Source organism: Phyllobacterium sp. 628 (genome assembly GCF_014189505.1).
GTDB lineage: Bacteria > Pseudomonadota > Alphaproteobacteria > Rhizobiales > Rhizobiaceae > Phyllobacterium.
On the sequence record NZ_CP050301.1, the window covers coordinates 2,447,543 to 2,464,228 of the forward strand.

The 16,686-nt window shown below is 55.3% G+C and carries 17 protein-coding genes and 1 pseudogene; all 18 read left to right on the forward strand.

Annotated elements, in window-relative coordinates; translation table 11 throughout:
- Positions 1-6 precede the first annotated feature (6 nt).
- The 18 genes and pseudogenes from tpiA (at position 7) to HB779_RS13625 (ending at position 16,429) form a co-directional block, all read left to right on the forward strand.
- Positions 7-771 carry a triose-phosphate isomerase gene (gene tpiA, locus HB779_RS13540; RefSeq protein ID WP_188342889.1) on the forward strand — a complete coding sequence of 255 codons (765 nt, stop codon included), beginning with the start codon at positions 7-9 and terminating at the stop codon, positions 769-771.
- 101 nt (positions 772-872) lie between these two features.
- Complete coding sequence (gene secG / locus HB779_RS13545) at positions 873-1,355, forward strand: preprotein translocase subunit SecG (protein ID WP_188342890.1); 483 nt, start codon at positions 873-875, stop codon at positions 1,353-1,355.
- A gap of 208 nt (positions 1,356-1,563) precedes the next feature.
- Positions 1,564-2,235, forward strand: a complete 672-nt coding sequence (locus tag HB779_RS13550) for a L,D-transpeptidase (protein WP_188342891.1) — start codon at positions 1,564-1,566, stop codon at positions 2,233-2,235.
- A 145-nt stretch (positions 2,236-2,380) separates the two neighbouring features.
- Positions 2,381-4,010 (forward strand): annotated as a pseudogene (locus tag HB779_RS13555) (CTP synthase).
- A 55-nt stretch (positions 4,011-4,065) separates the two neighbouring features.
- Positions 4,066-4,962 (forward strand): VOC family protein, encoded by an 897-nt coding sequence (locus HB779_RS13560; RefSeq protein ID WP_188342892.1) that lies wholly within the window; start codon positions 4,066-4,068, stop codon positions 4,960-4,962.
- Positions 4,962-5,795, forward strand: a complete 834-nt coding sequence (gene kdsA, locus HB779_RS13565) for a 3-deoxy-8-phosphooctulonate synthase (protein ID WP_188342893.1) — start codon at positions 4,962-4,964, stop codon at positions 5,793-5,795. Before HB779_RS13560 ends, kdsA begins: the two co-directional genes overlap by 1 nt.
- Positions 5,796-5,894: 99 nt before the next feature.
- Positions 5,895-6,248 (forward strand): PRC-barrel domain-containing protein, encoded by a 354-nt coding sequence (locus HB779_RS13570; protein WP_188342894.1) that lies wholly within the window; start codon positions 5,895-5,897, stop codon positions 6,246-6,248.
- A 142-nt stretch (positions 6,249-6,390) separates the two neighbouring features.
- A complete protein-coding gene (gene eno / locus HB779_RS13575; protein WP_188342895.1) occupies positions 6,391-7,668 on the forward strand; it encodes a phosphopyruvate hydratase in 1,278 nt (425 codons plus the stop codon).
- Between the two features lie 177 nt (positions 7,669-7,845).
- Positions 7,846-8,178, forward strand: a complete 333-nt coding sequence (locus HB779_RS13580) for a septum formation initiator family protein (RefSeq protein WP_188342896.1) — start codon at positions 7,846-7,848, stop codon at positions 8,176-8,178.
- Between the two features lie 128 nt (positions 8,179-8,306).
- Entirely contained in the window at positions 8,307-9,338 is a 1,032-nt protein-coding gene (gene pdhA / locus HB779_RS13585) for a pyruvate dehydrogenase (acetyl-transferring) E1 component subunit alpha (protein WP_188342897.1), read from the forward strand.
- Positions 9,339-9,351: 13 nt separating this feature from the next.
- The gene (locus HB779_RS13590; RefSeq protein ID WP_188342898.1) at positions 9,352-10,749 is read left to right on the forward strand and encodes a pyruvate dehydrogenase complex E1 component subunit beta; all 1,398 of its coding nucleotides are present in this window, start codon (positions 9,352-9,354) and stop codon (positions 10,747-10,749) included.
- A 16-nt stretch (positions 10,750-10,765) separates the two neighbouring features.
- Positions 10,766-12,133 carry a pyruvate dehydrogenase complex dihydrolipoamide acetyltransferase gene (locus HB779_RS13595; RefSeq protein ID WP_188342899.1) on the forward strand — a complete coding sequence of 456 codons (1,368 nt, stop codon included), beginning with the start codon at positions 10,766-10,768 and terminating at the stop codon, positions 12,131-12,133.
- Between the two features lie 8 nt (positions 12,134-12,141).
- Complete coding sequence (locus HB779_RS13600) at positions 12,142-12,780, forward strand: SGNH/GDSL hydrolase family protein (protein ID WP_188342900.1); 639 nt, start codon at positions 12,142-12,144, stop codon at positions 12,778-12,780.
- 23 nt (positions 12,781-12,803) lie between these two features.
- Entirely contained in the window at positions 12,804-14,249 is a 1,446-nt protein-coding gene (lpdA, locus tag HB779_RS13605) for a dihydrolipoyl dehydrogenase (protein WP_188342901.1), read from the forward strand.
- 189 nt (positions 14,250-14,438) lie between these two features.
- Positions 14,439-14,702, forward strand: coding sequence for a hypothetical protein (locus tag HB779_RS13610; protein WP_371823853.1), 264 nt, complete (start codon positions 14,439-14,441; stop codon positions 14,700-14,702).
- A 9-nt stretch (positions 14,703-14,711) separates the two neighbouring features.
- The gene (locus HB779_RS13615) at positions 14,712-14,990 is read left to right on the forward strand and encodes a GlsB/YeaQ/YmgE family stress response membrane protein (protein WP_188342902.1); all 279 of its coding nucleotides are present in this window, start codon (positions 14,712-14,714) and stop codon (positions 14,988-14,990) included.
- Between the two features lie 15 nt (positions 14,991-15,005).
- The gene (gene lipA / locus HB779_RS13620) at positions 15,006-15,971 is read left to right on the forward strand and encodes a lipoyl synthase (protein WP_188342903.1); all 966 of its coding nucleotides are present in this window, start codon (positions 15,006-15,008) and stop codon (positions 15,969-15,971) included.
- On the forward strand, positions 15,971-16,429 hold the full coding sequence (locus HB779_RS13625; protein ID WP_188342904.1) for a type II toxin-antitoxin system RatA family toxin: 459 nt from the start codon (positions 15,971-15,973) through the stop codon (positions 16,427-16,429). Before lipA ends, HB779_RS13625 begins: the two co-directional genes overlap by 1 nt.
- Positions 16,430-16,686 lie beyond the last annotated feature (257 nt).

The window sequence follows — 16,686 nt, forward strand, 5'->3', positions numbered from 1 at the left end:
CGCCGAATGACCCCTGATATCCGTCCACTTGTCGCCGGAAACTGGAAAATGAACGGGACGGGAGAGTCTCTGGAAGAATTGCGCATTATCGTCAATCGCCCGAATTCCGCTATTGGCGAGAAGATCGACGCGCTGATTTGTGTGCCGGCTACACTGGTTTTCCGTGCTGCCCAATCTGTCGAGGGTGAAGCTTTGGCTATTGGCGGTGAAGATTGCCACGCGAAAAAGTCCGGCGCGCATACGGGCGATATCTCTGCGGCCATGTTGAAAGATGCCGGTGCATCGCATGTGATTGTCGGCCACTCGGAGCGCCGCACCGACCACGACGAAACTGATGCAATGGTCAATGCCAAGGCATCGGCGGCCTGGGATTCCGATCTCATTGCCATTATCTGCATTGGCGAAACCGAAGCGCAGCGCAAAGCGGGCGAAACACTCGATATTATTGCAACCCAGCTTGCCGGATCGATTCCCGGCGCTGCAACCGCCAAAAATACGGTTATTGCCTATGAACCCGTATGGGCGATCGGTACCGGATTAACCCCAACCGCCGAGGATGTACGCGAGGTTCATGCCTTCATTCGCGCCGCTCTGGTCAAGCGCTTCGGGGCGGAAGGGGCAAAGCTGCGCATTCTCTATGGCGGCTCGGTAAAACCTGCCAATGCGGTTGAACTTCTCGGCATTGCAAACGTCGATGGGGCACTTGTTGGCGGCGCAAGCTTGAAAGCGACCGACTTCCTGGCCATCTGTGAAACATACCATTCACTCTAATCGGCCTTAAAAGCGCGAGAAACTGTCAACTGACGGGCTTGGTTTATTGACAGATACAGTGTAAAGAGCCGCGTCCGATACCTAGAAAGCAGAAATACCCCATGCAAACCGTCGTTATCGTCATTCATCTTCTGATTGTACTTGCCCTCGTTGGAGTTGTGCTCATGCAGCGCTCCGAAGGTGGTGGTCTGGGAGTTGGCGGCGGCTCCGGTTTCATGAGCGCCCGCGGTGCGGCAAACGTGCTGACCCGTACGACTGCAATTCTGGCAACCGGCTTTTTCATTACGTCGCTGGCACTCGGCATCATGTCGCGTTACGCCGAAAGCCCGACAGACATTCTGAACCGTATTCCGGCGACAACCAATGGTCAGCCGGCGCAGCCAGGTTCGGGCGGCATTCTCAACCAGCTTCCGGGTGCAGCGACGACAACGCCGCCAGCGGGCACACCAGCACCGGCCGCTGCCAATTCAGCAGCGCCTGCGACCACTCCGGCTGCTCCTGCACCGGCCGAATCGACGCCGCCTGCGCCAACTGCACCGGTCACGCCAGCACAGCCTGCAAATCCGGTTCCCAATTCGCAGTAATCGGCTATAATAGACAAATATCGGCGGAGGCGCAGAAAGTGTTGCGCTTTCGCAACCCTCCGAGGTGAAGAATCAGCCGGGCTCGCTGTTCACAGCGATTTGCGTTGAGAAGAAATCACTCTTCGGATATCGCCTTAATCAGGTTTGGCCTTTGGGGGCCTGGCAAGCGCCGTAACGGTGCCGTGCATATTATCCGGGAACTAACATTATGATTTCACGTCGCTCTCTGCTCATCGGAATCTCCGTTCTGGCCTTGACCGGACCGGCATTCGCTCAATCCGCCATCACGACGGCTGAGGATGCCACCAAGGTTGATGCGGCGCCTACCGCTTCAACAACAAAGCCAACCAAAGTATCGCAGGTCCGCAAGCCAGCTCGTGCTGCAGCGGCCGCCCCCAAGCGCAACTACTCGCTTGATCCCAAGTTCCTGCCACAGGACGTCGAATTCACCGGTTACAAGACCGGCACGATCGTTATCGATCCAAAGCAGAAGTTCCTCTATCTGGTTGAATCGTCCACGACAGCGCGCCGCTATGGCATTGCCGTCGGCAAGGAAGGTCTCGAATTCAAGGGCACTGCCGAAATCCGCACCAAGCGTGAATGGCCACGTTGGATCCCGACCAAAGAAATGATCGAGCGCGAGCCGAACCATTATGCCAAATATGAAAATGGCATGGATGGTGGTCCGGGCAATCCGCTTGGTGCCCGCGCGCTCTACCTGTCGCAGGGCAACAAGGATACCTATATCCGGATTCACGGCACCGTTCAGCCCTGGACAATCGGCAGCTCCGCTTCAAACGGTTGTTTCCGCATGGTCAATGATCATGTGATCGATCTTTACAACCGCGTCACTGTCGGCACGGAAGTGGTTGTTCTGTAAGAACTATTCGTCTTTAGATTGAAACGGCCAGACCTAACGTCTGGCCGTTTTGTTGTTTTGCAAAAAATATTTGCACGGGAAAAACGGCTTTCATGCCGATTTTTTTGTGGCCAAATCACTCACAAAGGACTAACGAGATAAGCCCATGGCCCGATATGTTTTCATCACTGGCGGCGTGGTTTCTTCCCTCGGAAAAGGCATCGCTGCAGCCGCTTTGGCGGCTCTCCTCCAGGCTCGTGGATACCGTGTACGGATTCGCAAGCTTGATCCTTATCTCAACGTCGACCCCGGCACGATGTCGCCGTATCAGCACGGCGAGGTCTTTGTGACCGACGATGGCGCTGAAACTGACCTTGATCTTGGTCATTACGAGCGCTTCACGGGGCGTCCTGCCAACAAGCAGGACAATATCACCACCGGACGCATTTACCGGAACATCATCGAGAAGGAACGCAGGGGTGATTACCTCGGTGCGACGGTTCAGGTGATTCCGCACGTGACCGATGAAATCAAGAATTTCATCGTGGACGGCAATCAGGATTACGATTTCGTTCTGTGCGAAATCGGCGGCACCGTGGGCGACATCGAAGCGATGCCGTTCCTCGAGGCTATCCGCCAGCTCGGCAATGATCTGCCGCGCGGCAGCGCCGTTTACATTCACCTGACTTTGATGCCTTACATCCCCGCCGCGGGCGAACTCAAAACCAAACCCACCCAGCATTCCGTCAAGGAACTGCGCTCAATCGGCATCGCGCCGGATATTCTGCTGATTCGTGCGGATCGCGAGATTCCCGAATCGGAACGCCGCAAGCTGTCGCTTTTCTGCAATGTCCGCGCATCGGCGGTCATTCAGGCTCTCGATGTCGATACGATCTATGATGTGCCGATGGCCTATCACAAGGAAGGGCTTGATTCTGAAGTTCTGGCGGCATTCGGCATCGATCCGGCACCAAAACCCCGTATGGAGCGTTGGGACGAAGTCAGCAACCGCATCCACAATCCGGAAGGCGAGGTTACGATTGCCATTGTTGGCAAATATACCGGCCTGAAAGACGCCTATAAATCGCTGATCGAAGCTCTGCACCATGGCGGTATGGCCAACAAGGTGAAGGTCAATCTCGACTGGATCGAGATCGGAAATCTTCGAGCAGGAAGACCCGACGCCCTATCTGCAGAAGGTTCACGGTATTCTGGTGCCTGGTGGCTTTGGCGAGCGTGGTTCCGAAGGCAAAATTCTGGCGGCGAAATTTGCCCGTGAGAAAAAGGTTCCGTATTTCGGCATTTGTTTCGGCATGCAGATGGCGGTGATCGAGGCAGCACGCTCCTTGGCCGGCGTTGAAAAAGCATCGTCCAGCGAGTTCGGTCCGACATCCGAACCGGTTGTCGGCCTCATGACCGAATGGCTCAAGGGCAACATGCTGGAGAAGCGCACGCAAGCGGGCGATCTTGGCGGCACGATGCGGCTTGGCGCCTATGAAGCCATGCTGAAATCCGGCACACGTATTGCTGATATCTACGGCTCAACCGATATTTTCGAGCGGCATCGTCACCGCTACGAAGTGAACATCGACTACAAGGACCGTCTGGAAGAATGCGGTCTGGTGTTCTCGGGCATGTCGCCGGATGGCGTTCTGCCAGAAACCATCGAATATGCCGATCATCCATGGTTCATTGGCGTTCAGTACCATCCGGAACTGAAATCCCGGCCATTCGAACCGCATCCGCTGTTTGCTTCCTTCATTGAGGCGGCAATGGATCAAAGCCGGCTGGTTTAAAACAACACAGGGTGTGGCTTGAATTGCATTGCTCTTTAAGGCACACCCTTTCCCCATGACCACAACAACCCCACGCACGCCCCGTCCCGTTGATCATCTGGTTCTGCCAACCGTAAAGCTTGAGACGGCGCGGCAGCGTCTGGAAGCGCTTGGTTTTACCGTGGCGCTATCGGCTCAGCATCCCTTCGGCACCGAAAATGCCTGTGTGTTCTTCAGCGACAATACCTATCTCGAACCGTTGGCCATCGCTCAGCGAGAGACCTGCGAGACGGAAGCCAGAAACGGCAATGTGTTTGTTGCGCGGGACCAGGCCTACCGTTTCCGCAACGGGCAGGAGGGCTTTTCGGCCTTTGTCATGGGAACAGAGGACGCCAAGGCGGATCACGAGAGTTTTGTCGCCTCGGGCATCTCAGCTGGAAAGATGCTGGAGTTCTCCCGGCCTTTTGCTCTGCCCGATGGCACGCAGGACATAGCAAGTTTTCGGCTGGCCTTTGCGGCTGATTTGCGCGCACCGGACGCGTTTTTCTTTACGGTCCAGCGTGTGAACACACCCAATGTCGATCGCACCAAGTTGCAAACGCACAAAAACGGTGTGACCGGTTTGCGTGAACTCGTGTTGTCCGAGATCAATCCCACGGATTTTCAGTATCCCTTGCAGGAAGTTATCAACCAGCGCGATGTGAATGCTCATTCCTTCGGCATGGATTTGCGGGCGGCCAATGCGAATATTACCGTGCTGACCCCGGCGGGCCTGCGCTCATTCTTTGGGATGGACGCGCCGGAGAGCGAGCGCGGTTTGCGTCTGCAAGCCTTTGTGCTTGGCGTGTCCGATCTGGCTGCGGTTGAAACTTTGCTTGCCAACAACAATATCTCCACCGAAAAGCGCGGCTCCCGCCTGATAGTGCATAAGGCACCAGGACAGGGTGCGGCCATCGTATTCGAGGCTTCCTGATGTCTGCATTGAATTCCACCGTTTCCGCCGGCTCTGTCGCCTTTTCCAACACAGCGCAGTTTTCGCTGATTGCCGGACCATGCCAGATGGAAAGCCGCCAGCATGCCTTTGATATGGCAGGCGCATTGAAGGAAATGACCGGGAAGCTTGGCATCGGGCTTGTCTACAAATCCAGTTTTGACAAGGCCAACCGCACATCGCTGACTGGCAAACGCGGTTTTGGTCTGGAAAATTCGCTGCCGGTGTTTGCCGATATCCGCAAGGAATTTGGTCTGCCGACCCTGACCGACGTGCACACCGAAGAACAATGCACGATTTTGGGCGAGGTTGTTGATGTCCTGCAGATCCCGGCATTCCTTTGCCGCCAGACTGATCTGTTGATCGCTGCCGCCAACACCGGCAAGGTGGTCAATATCAAGAAAGGTCAGTTTCTTGCGCCTTGGGACATGAAGAATGTCATCGCCAAGGTGACCGAAAGCGGTAATCCGAATGTGATGGTGACCGAGCGCGGTGCATCTTTCGGCTACAATACGCTTGTTTCGGATATGCGTTCGCTGCCGATCATGGCGGGCTTTGGTGCGCCGGTGATTTTCGACGCAACCCATTCGGTGCAGCAGCCGGGCGGACAGGGTGGCTCAACCGGCGGACAGCGCGAATTCGTTGAAACATTGTCGCGCGCGGCGGTTGCCGTTGGCGTTGCTGGTGTGTTCATCGAGACGCACCAGGATCCGGACAATGCACCGTCGGATGGCCCGAACATGGTGCCGCTTGATCAGATGCCGCGGCTTCTGGAAAAGCTGCTGGAATTCGACCGGATCGCCAAATCGGTCTGAGTGTGAGCAAAGGTTCTACAGAAAAACTCGAAATTTTTATGCAACTTTGAGTGGCTTTGCCCATTTCCCTTTCAGTGACAACAGAAAAGGAGTGAGCAAATGCCAACCAATTCCGGTCATACAAAAGCGATCCGCGCATCGCGGGTTATCGGCACCAACGTCTACAATACCGGCGGTGAAAAGATCGGCGAAATCGAAGACGTCATGCTCGATAAGTCTGCGGACGGCATCATGTTTGCCGTTGTCGGCTTCGGCGGTTTCCTCGGGATCGGCGAAAAATATCATGCGGTTCCATGGTCGATGCTCGACTATAACAAGGATAGCAGCGGCTACGTCGTTCCGTTCACCCGTTCGCAGCTGGAGCAGGCTCCGGTGCACACGATTTCGGAGCTGACGGAGAATGACGGGCGCAAAGCACGCGATCTTTCGTTCTCGTATTTTAAGGCGGCCTGACGGCTTCATACGAAAAATGGCCGTCTCTGACGGCTTTTTTCTGTTTTGACCAACAATTCGTCCTTATGGGGATTTTCCTTGTCATCTTCATTCGCTATTCCAGTGGCGAATGTTGCCCAATGCAAATTGAAGGAAAAGCCTTATGACTGCTATTGTCGATATTATTGGCCGTGAAATTCTGGATAGTCGCGGGAACCCGACTGTTGAGGTCGATGTCATTCTCGAAGACGGCTCCATGGGCCGCGCTGCGGTACCCTCCGGCGCATCGACTGGTGCACATGAGGCTGTTGAATTGCGCGATGGCGGCACACGCTATCTCGGCAAGGGTGTTTTGAAGGCTGTTGATGCTGTCAATGGCGAGCTGTTCGATGCTATCGGCGGTCTTGAAGCCGAAAACCAGATCCACATAGACAAGACGATGATCGATCTCGACGGCACACCCAACAAGAGCCGTCTCGGCGCCAACGCCATTCTCGGTGTTTCGTTGGCCGTTGCCAAGGCTGCTGCTGAAGCATCCGGCCTGCCACTCTATCGTTATCTTGGCGGACCAAACGCCCATGTGCTGCCTGTGCCGATGATGAATATCATCAACGGCGGCGCTCATGCGGACAATCCGATCGATTTTCAGGAATTCATGATTCTGCCCGTTGGCGCATCGTCACTGGCTGAAGCCGTGCGTTATGGAGCGGAAGTGTTCCATACACTGAAGAAGCGTCTGAAGGATGCCGGTCACAACACCAATGTGGGCGATGAGGGCGGTTTCGCCCCGAACCTGAAGACAGCACCGGCTGCACTGGATTTCATCCTCGAGTCGATTGAAAAGGCCGGTTTCAAGCCAGGCGAAGAAATCGCCATTGGTCTTGATTGCGCTGCAACCGAATTCTTCAAGGACGGCAACTACGTCTATGAGGGCGAGAAGAAGAGCCGCGATCCAAAGACTCAGGCAAAATATCTGGCCAAGCTTGCTGCCGATTATCCGATCATCAGCATCGAAGACGGTATGGCTGAAGACGATTGGGAAGGCTGGAAATACCTGACGGACCTCATCGGCGACAAGTGCCAGCTCGTCGGCGATGATCTGTTTGTCACCAACTCTGCCCGCCTGCGCGATGGCATCAAGATGGGTGTCGGTAACTCGATCCTCGTCAAGGTCAACCAGATCGGCACGCTGTCAGAAACCTTTGACGCGGTCGATACGGCGCATCGCGCTGGCTACACCTCTGTCATGTCGCACCGTTCGGGCGAAACGGAAGATTCAACAATCGCCGATCTCGCCGTCGCCACCAATTGCGGACAGATCAAGACCGGCTCGCTCTCGCGCTCGGACCGGATCGCAAAGTACAATCAGCTGATCCGTATCGAAGAAGAGCTTGGACCGCAGGCTCGTTATGCCGGCCGCGGTATTTTCCGCAGCCTGTGATAGGCGCAATAGAATGCAACGATGGCGGGCCTTGTGCCCGCCATTTTGTTTTCAACGGCACGAAGCCATGGACTGAAACCTGCGAATTTAATCGGCTGTTAAGCAAAACATTGTTTTATAGCGTAGTGACTAATCGGGCCATTCTGACCTGATCTCTGTTTGCCTCGGGTCATTGCCATGTGGACAAAACAAAGACGAAAAACCAATCGCGGCCGGCTTGTTGTGCCGATCCTTTCCGCTATGTTTTTCGCCTATTTCGGCTTCCACGCTTACCACGGCGAATACGGTCTCTATTCCTCGATCAAGCTGCAGGAGCAGACTCAATTGTTGCGTGCGCAGCTCGATGCAGTGAAGGCTTCGCGCACGGAGCTTGAACGGGAGGTCCAACTTATGCATGATGGGACAATTGAGCGGGATATGCTGGATGAACAAGCCCGCAAAGCGTTGAACGTTTCCCGGCCGGACGAAGTCACAATTATGCGTGGCTCCGGTGATTTAGCTATTAACTGAATTCCAGTTAATTGACGTTTTGTTGTGCATTTTGAACGTCTTATTTGCATAGCTCTTATTCAATTCTGCATATTGTAAGTTCTGCTTTCGCTGCTATTCTCGCCCGACAAAATAACAGGGAGTGAGATATGGCTACGAGGGCGAAAAAAAGCCCTGCGCGTCCCGCGCAGACCTCTGCTGTCAAAGCACCAAAACCAATCCAGTTCACCAAAGAGCAAGAGCTCGAAGCCTACCGCGAGATGCTGCTGATCCGGCGTTTCGAAGAAAAAGCCGGTCAGCTCTACGGTATGGGTTTCATCGGCGGTTTCTGCCATCTCTATATCGGTCAGGAAGCTGTTGTTACCGGAATGCAGGCCGCGCTGATTGAAGGCGATCAGGTCATCACCGGTTATCGCGATCACGGCCACATGCTGGCCTGCGGCATGAGTGCCCGGGGTGTGATGGCTGAATTGACCGGACGCCGCGGCGGCCTTTCCAAAGGCAAGGGCGGCTCCATGCACATGTTCTCGAAAGAGAAGCATTTCTACGGCGGTCACGGCATCGTCGGTGCGCAGGTTTCGCTCGGTACGGGCCTCGCTTTTGCCAATCGCTACCGCGAAAACGGCAATGTATCCCTCGCATATTTCGGTGACGGCGCGGCCAATCAGGGCCAGGTCTACGAAAGCTTCAATATGGCGGCGCTGTGGAAGTTGCCGGTCATCTACATCATTGAAAACAACCGTTATGCCATGGGCACCTCGGTTTCCCGCGCTTCGGCCGAAACCGATTTCTCCCGTCGCGGTATTTCCTTCAATATTCCAGGCATGCAGGTTGACGGCATGGATGTGCGTGCGGTTCAGGCTGCAGGCGAAGAAGCCACCGCATGGGCACGTTCCGGCAAGGGCCCGATGATTCTGGAAATGCAGACCTACCGGTATCGCGGTCACTCCATGTCGGATCCGGCCAAGTACCGTTCGAAAGACGAAGTGCAGAAAATGCGCTCCGACCACGATCCTATTGAGCAGGTGAAAAACCGGTTGATCGAAAAGAGCTGGTCCACTGAGGACGACCTCAAGAAGATCGACAAGGATGTGCGCGATATCGTTGCTGATGCAGCGGATTTCGCCCAGTCCGATCCGGAGCCGGATGCATCCGAGCTTTACACCGACATTCTGCTCTAAGGGAGGCGCGATCATGCCTGTAGATATTCTGATGCCAGCGCTCTCGCCGACCATGGAAGAGGGCAAACTGTCAAAATGGCTGAAAAAGGAAGGTGACAAGGTCACTTCCGGCGACGTTCTCGCAGAAATCGAAACCGATAAGGCGACGATGGAAGTGGAAGCTGTCGATGAAGGCACAATCGGCAAGATTCTTGTTGCCGAAGGTACTGACAACGTGAAGGTGAACACCGTTATCGCTGTTCTCCTGGGTGAAGGCGAAAGTGCCGACGCCGCCAGCGCACCGAAAGCTGCCGCTGCAGAAGCGCCTGCCAAGGCGGAAGAAGCGCCAAAGCAGGAGGCGGAAGCGCCAGCTGAAAAGCCAGCATCTGTTCCAGCTGCACCAAAGGCCGAAATTGCTGCCGATCCCGATATTCCGGCTGGCACTGAAATGGTCTCAACCACCGTGCGTGAAGCCTTGCGCGACGCCATGGCGGAAGAAATGCGCCGCGACCCCAACGTCTTCATCATGGGTGAAGAAGTTGCGGAATATCAGGGCGCCTACAAGATCACGCAAGGGTTGCTCGACGAATTCGGGCCCAAGCGCGTTGTTGATACGCCCATCACCGAACACGGTTTTGCCGGTGTTGGTGTAGGTGCTGCAATGACCGGTCTGCGCCCGATCGTGGAATTCATGACCTTCAACTTCGCCATGCAGGCGATCGACCAGATCATCAATTCAGCAGCCAAGACATTGTATATGTCTGGCGGCCAGATGGGTGCACCGATGGTGTTCCGCGGCCCAAGCGGCGCCGCTGCCCGCGTTGCTGCACAGCACTCCCAGTGCTACGCCGCATGGTACAGCCACATTCCGGGCCTCAAGGTCGTCATGCCTTACACGGCTGCCGACGCGAAGGGCTTGCTGAAAGCTGCGATCCGCGATCCGAACCCGGTCATCTTCCTTGAAAACGAAATCCTCTACGGTCATTCTTTCGATGTGCCGAAGCTGGATGATTTCGTGCTGCCGATCGGCAAGGCTCGTATCCACAAGAAGGGCAAGGACGTTACGCTCGTCTCGTTCGGCATTGGCATGAACTACACGGTCAAGGCCGAGATAGAACTTGCCAAGCTCGGTATCGATGCAGAAATCATCGATCTGCGTACGATCCGCCCGATGGATATTCCGACTGTTGTGGAATCAGTCAAAAAGACCGGCCGCTGCGTCACCATCGAGGAAGGCTACCCACAGTCTTCGGTCGGTACGGAAATTGCCACCCGCGTCATGCAGCAGGCCTTCGATTATCTCGATGCGCCGATCCTGACGATTGCCGGCAAGGACGTTCCCATGCCTTACGCTGCCAATCTGGAAAAGCTGGCGCTGCCGAACGTTGCTGAAATCGTCGAGGCCGTCAAAGCTGTGACATACACAGCGTAAAGGGGAGGAAATCGATATGCCGATCAATATCACCATGCCGGCGCTTTCTCCCACGATGGAAGAGGGCAATCTTGCCAAATGGCTCGTCAAGGAAGGCGATAAGGTTGGTCCCGGCGATGTGATCGCCGAGATCGAAACCGACAAGGCAACGATGGAAGTCGAAGCAGTCGATGAAGGCACTGTCGCCAAGATCGTGGTTCCGGCAGGTACGGAAGGCGTCAAGGTCAACGCCCTGATCGCCATTCTGGCGGCTGAGGGCGAAGATGTTGGTGCTGCCGCCAAGGGTGGCGGCGATGCCGCACCGGCGAAAGCTGAAGCAGCGCCTGCCGCTGCCACAGCTGAAGCCCCAAAGGCCGACGCACCCAAGGAAGAGAAGAAGCCGGAAGCTGCTCCTGCTCCAGCGGTAACGCCAGCCGCAGCGCCTGCGCAATCAGGCGACCGTCCATTCTCGTCGCCGCTTGCCCGTCGCATTGCCAAGGACGCCGGTATTGATCTGTCTGGTGTAACAGGCTCCGGCCCGCATGGTCGCGTGATCAAGAAGGATGTCGAGGCCGCAATCTCAGGTGGTGGTGCGAAGGAAGCAACGCCTGCCGCAGCGGCGAGTACATCTGCACCGGCGTCGGCTCCCAAGCCCATGTCCGACGACACTGTGCTCAAGCTGTTCGAGCAGGGTTCGTATGAGCTCGTGCCGCATGACGGTATGCGCAAGACCATTGCCAAGCGTCTGCTGGAAGCCAAATCCACCGTTCCGCATTTCTACCTCACGGTTGATTGCGAACTGGACGCGCTTCTCGCGTTGCGGGCCCAGATCAATGCAGCTTCGCCAATGCGCAAGACAGAGAAGGGCGATGTTCCAGCCTACAAGCTGTCGGTCAATGACATGATCATCAAGGCAATGGCTCTGGCCCTGCGTGATGTTCCGGATGCCAATGTATCCTGGACAGAAGCCAACATGGTCAAGCATAAGCACTCTGATGTGGGCGTTGCCGTGTCGATCCCCGGCGGCCTGATCACTCCGATCATCCGCAAGGCTGAAGAAAAAACCTTGTCGACCATCTCCAACGAGATGAAAGATCTGGCCAAGCGCGCCCGTGACCGCAAGTTGAAGCCTGAAGAGTATCAGGGCGGAACCACAGCGGTTTCCAACCTCGGCATGTTCGGCGTCAAGGATTTCGCCGCCATCATCAACCCGCCGCATGCCACCATTCTGGCAATCGGTGCGGGTGAAGAACGCGCAGTCGTCAAGAAGGGCGAGATCAAGGTTGCCACGGTCATGTCCGTGACGCTCTCGACCGATCACCGGGCAGTCGATGGAGCCTTGGGTGCCGAGCTTGCTCAGGCCTTCAAGCGTCACATCGAAAATCCGATGGGCATGCTGGTCTGAGGCCGACAATGAAAACGGTGCTCTGCTATGGCGATTCTCTGACCTGGGGCTACAAGCCTGACGGGTCAGGGCGTCATGCCCTTGCAGACCGCTGGCCGCAAGTGCTTCAGGCTGAACTCGGCAATGGCGTTCACGTTGTTGCCGATGGCCTGAATGGACGCACGACCGCGTTCGATGACCATCTGTCCGGCTTCGAGCGCAATGCATCCAAAACGTTGACCACAGCGCTTGGCACGCATTTTCCGCTCGATCTGGTCATCATCATGCTCGGTACCAACGACATGAAGACCTTTATCTGCGGCAATGCGCTTGGCACCAAGCGCGGTATGCAACGGCTGATCGAAATTGTCCGCACTGCACCGTATCAGCAGAGCGTGACACCGCCAAAGATCCTGATCATGTCGCCGCCATCTCTTGGCGAGACGGACGGGCCGGAATTCCGGCTGGTGTTCGAGCAAGGTATCGAACAATCACGCCTTCTGGCCGCTTTTTATGAAGATGCTGCCAAACAGGCCGATTGCGAATTTTTCGATGCGGGATCGGTGGCAAAGACATCATCCGTTGATGGTGTGCATCTGGATGCAAACAACACACGGGCAATCGGCAAGGCCGTTGCACCACTCGTTCGAGGCATACTCGATATTTAGTTCAGTCTTAGGAGGACCGAGACTTGGCCAATAATTACGACGTGATCATCATCGGTTCCGGCCCGGGCGGCTATATCGCCGCCATCCGTTCCGCACAGCTGGGATTGAAGACCGCAATCGTCGAGCGCGAGCATCTTGCCGGTATTTGCTCCAACTGGGGCTGCATACCGACCAAGGCGCTGCTGCGCTCCGCTGAGATTTTTCATTATGCCGAACATGCGAAAAATTATGGTCTGAAGATCGAAGGCACCGTGACAGCTGATTTGAAAGCGGTTGTTGCGCGCTCGCGCGGCATTGCCGAGCGGATGAATGGCGGCGTTGGCTTCCTGATGAAGAAGAACAAGGTTGACGTAATCTGGGGCGAAGCCAAGCTGACCAAGCCGGGCGAGATCGTTGTTGCCAAGACCACGAAGAAACCAATGGAACCGCAGGCGCCGCTGCCCAAGAACACATTGGGCGAGGGCACCTACACGGCCAAGCACATCATCATTGCCACCGGTGCGCGTCCACGTGCATTGCCGGGCATCGAGCCCGATGGCAAGTTGATCTGGACCTATTTTGAGGCGATGAAGCCGGAAGAAATGCCAAAATCGCTGCTCGTCATGGGCTCCGGCGCCATCGGCATCGAATTCGCTTCGTTCTACCGGACAATGGGTGTTGATGTGACGGTTGTGGAAGTGATGTCGCAGGTCATGCCTGTTGAGGACACCGAGATTTCCAACTTCGCCCGCAAGCAGTTCGAAAAGCAGGGTATGAAAATCATCCTCGACGCCAAGGTCACCAAGGTTGAAAAGGCGGCCAATTCCATCACCGCGCATGTGGAAAAGAAGGATGGCAAGATCGAGAAGATCACTGCCGACCGTATGGTTTCCGCCGTTGGCGTTCAGGGCAATATTGAAAACATCGGTTTGGAAGCACTTGGCATCAAGACCGATCGCGGCTGCATCGTCATCGACGGCTGCGGCAAGACCAATGTGCCCGGTATCTATGCCATTGGCGACGTTGCCGGTCCACCCATGCTGGCGCACAAGGCCGAGCATGAAGCTGTCATCTGCGTGGAAAAGATCGCCGGACTGCCGAATGTGCATCCTATGGACAAGGCCAAGATTCCTGGCTGTACCTATTGCAACCCGCAGGTCGCATCGGTTGGCTTGACCGAGGCCAAGGCGAAGGCTGAAGGTTATGACATTCGCGTCGGCCGCTTTCCGTTCGTGGCCAATGGCAAGGCCATTGCGCTTGGTGAAGATCAGGGCATGGTCAAGACCATTTTCGACAAGAAGACCGGCCAGCTTGTCGGCGCGCATCTTGTCGGCGCGGAAGTGACCGAACTCATTCAGGGGTTTGTTGTCGCCATGAATCTTGAGACCACAGAAGAAGAGCTGATGCACACGATCTTCCCGCATCCGACCATCTCGGAAACGATGAAGGAAAGCGTGCTGGATGCCTATGGGCGTGTGTTGAACGCCTGATTCTGGTTATCTCTCCACTTGCGGGAGAGAAATCGCAAGTGAGGGGATTGGAAACGTCTGTTATTTCCCCTCTCTGGGATTTTCTAAGCATTTAGCGAAGAGGCTAAATCCAAGAAAATCCTTTCTCCCCCACAAGGGGGGAGATAAGGGCAGTGCTATTTGGTTTAACTGGAAAGGATTCCCGGCCCGTTGGTCACGATCAAGGACGGCAAACCCTGGATACGCCTGTCATGGGCGATCCTCAAATGGTCAACATTGATTGGCCTGCTGCTGGGGTTTGTGCCATCGGCCTTGAGTATGCTTTCGGGCAACACCATATCCATCAATGGCACTGCCATTGCCGGATGGAGCGGTGTCTGGAGCGTGACCCTTGCCTGCGGGTTGGGTGGTTTCCTTTTTGGTGTTATATGCGCTCTGGTGTTTCGTGCCATTGCAATTGCGTCAGGACGATAGAGAGGACATATGGATCAGCCAGTCGGTATCATGAGCATGCCCGGTGTCGGTTTCTTCGGTATGCTGCTGATCGGTTTCATCGCCGGTTATATCGCTGAAAAAGCGATGAGCCGCAGCCATGGCCTGTTCACCAACATTCTCGTCGGTATTGCCGGCTCTTTCGTTGGCGGTACACTTGCCGGATTGTTGAATTTCAACTTCTACGGCTTTTTTGGAAATCTGATTGTTGCGACTGCAGGCGCAATTGTCATTCTGTGGGTCTTCGGCAAAGCCAGGTCCTCGAATTAAACTAGGAAGTCTTTGATGGTAACGGTTCTCGATACGATCGACCAAAAGCAGCGCGTCAGGCACCCGGAAAAGGCGCATCGCCCGGATTCGGAGATTCTGAAGAAGCCGGACTGGATCCGCGTCAAGGCGCCTGTTTCGAAGGGTTATTCCGAAACGCGCGATATCGTGCGCTCGCATAACCTGGTGACGGTGTGTGAAGAGGCCGGCTGCCCGAATATCGGCGAGTGCTGGGACAAGAAGCACGCCACATTCATGATCATGGGCGAAATCTGCACCCGTGCCTGCGCATTCTGCAACGTAGCGACAGGCCTGCCAACTGCGCTTGATCCGAACGAACCCGAGAATGTCGGCAAGGCTGTCAAGAAGATGGGCCTGACCCACGTTGTCATCACTTCGGTTGATCGTGACGATCTTCCCGATGGCGGCGCCCAGCATTTTGCCGATGTGATCAACGCAATCCGCGAGATTTCACCCGGCACCACGATTGAAATCCTGACGCCAGATTTTCTGCGCAAGGATGGCGCTCTCGAGATCGTCGTTGCTGCGCGTCCTGACGTGTTCAACCACAATCTCGAAACAGTGCCGTCAAACTATCTGAAGGTGCGTCCGGGTGCCCGTTATTTCCACTCCATCCGCCTGTTGCAGCGGGTCAAGGAAATCGATCCGACCATTTTCACAAAGTCCGGCATCATGGTTGGCCTCGGCGAAGAGCGCAATGAAGTGTTGCAGCTGATGGATGATCTGCGTTCCGCCAACGTGGATTTCATGACCATCGGCCAATATCTGCAGCCGACGCGCAAGCATCACCCGGTTCTCAATTATGTGACGCCGGATGAGTTCAAGTCCTATGCGACGATTGCCAAGACCAAGGGTTTCCTTGTGGTTGCCTCAAGCCCGCTGACCCGCTCGTCACATCATGCGGGGGATGATTTTGCCAAGCTGAAAGCTGCACGCGAGGCGTTGCACGCAAATCGCAGCTGATGCCGAAATTTGATACGACACGCCCCGTGGTGCATCGGGCCGAGCAGATGTTTGATCTGGTCGCTGATGTGGAAAGCTATCCGCAATTTCTGCCCATGTGTGAGAGCCTGAAAGTGCGCTCCCGCAAGGAACGTGACGGCAAGACCTTGCTGATCGCGGACATGACGGTTGGCTACAAGCTGATCCGTGAGACATTCACCAGTCAGGTTTTGCTCAAGCCCGACGAGGGAATTATCGAGACCAAATATATCGACGGCCCCTTCTGCTATCTCGACAACAAATGGCAATTTGTCCCGTCCGCCAATCCGGAACATTCCGAAGTGAAATTCCATATCGACTATGAATTCAAAAGCCGCACACTTGGTTTTTTGATGGGATCGATGTTTGATATTGCCTTCCGGAGGTTTACCGAAGCGTTCGAAAAACGCGCCGATCAGATTTATGGGCGGAATGGCTGAGGGCAGGTTTTTGCGTTCTTTTGTTGGCTAATTAAATAAACAATCTATCTCGTGGATGTGTGGGTTCATTGCCAGCATAGGCGTTGTGCGTGGTTCGACAAGCTCACCATGAGGGAGATGGAGGATTGCAAGGAGCCATATTCTGCAGCGGTTTCGATCAACTTTGCAATCAAACCCTCTCCCTCATGGTGAGCTTGTCGAACCACGCACAATAGTGATGCTACCTAACAACCACAGATTCTCTTGGAGCTGGCTGA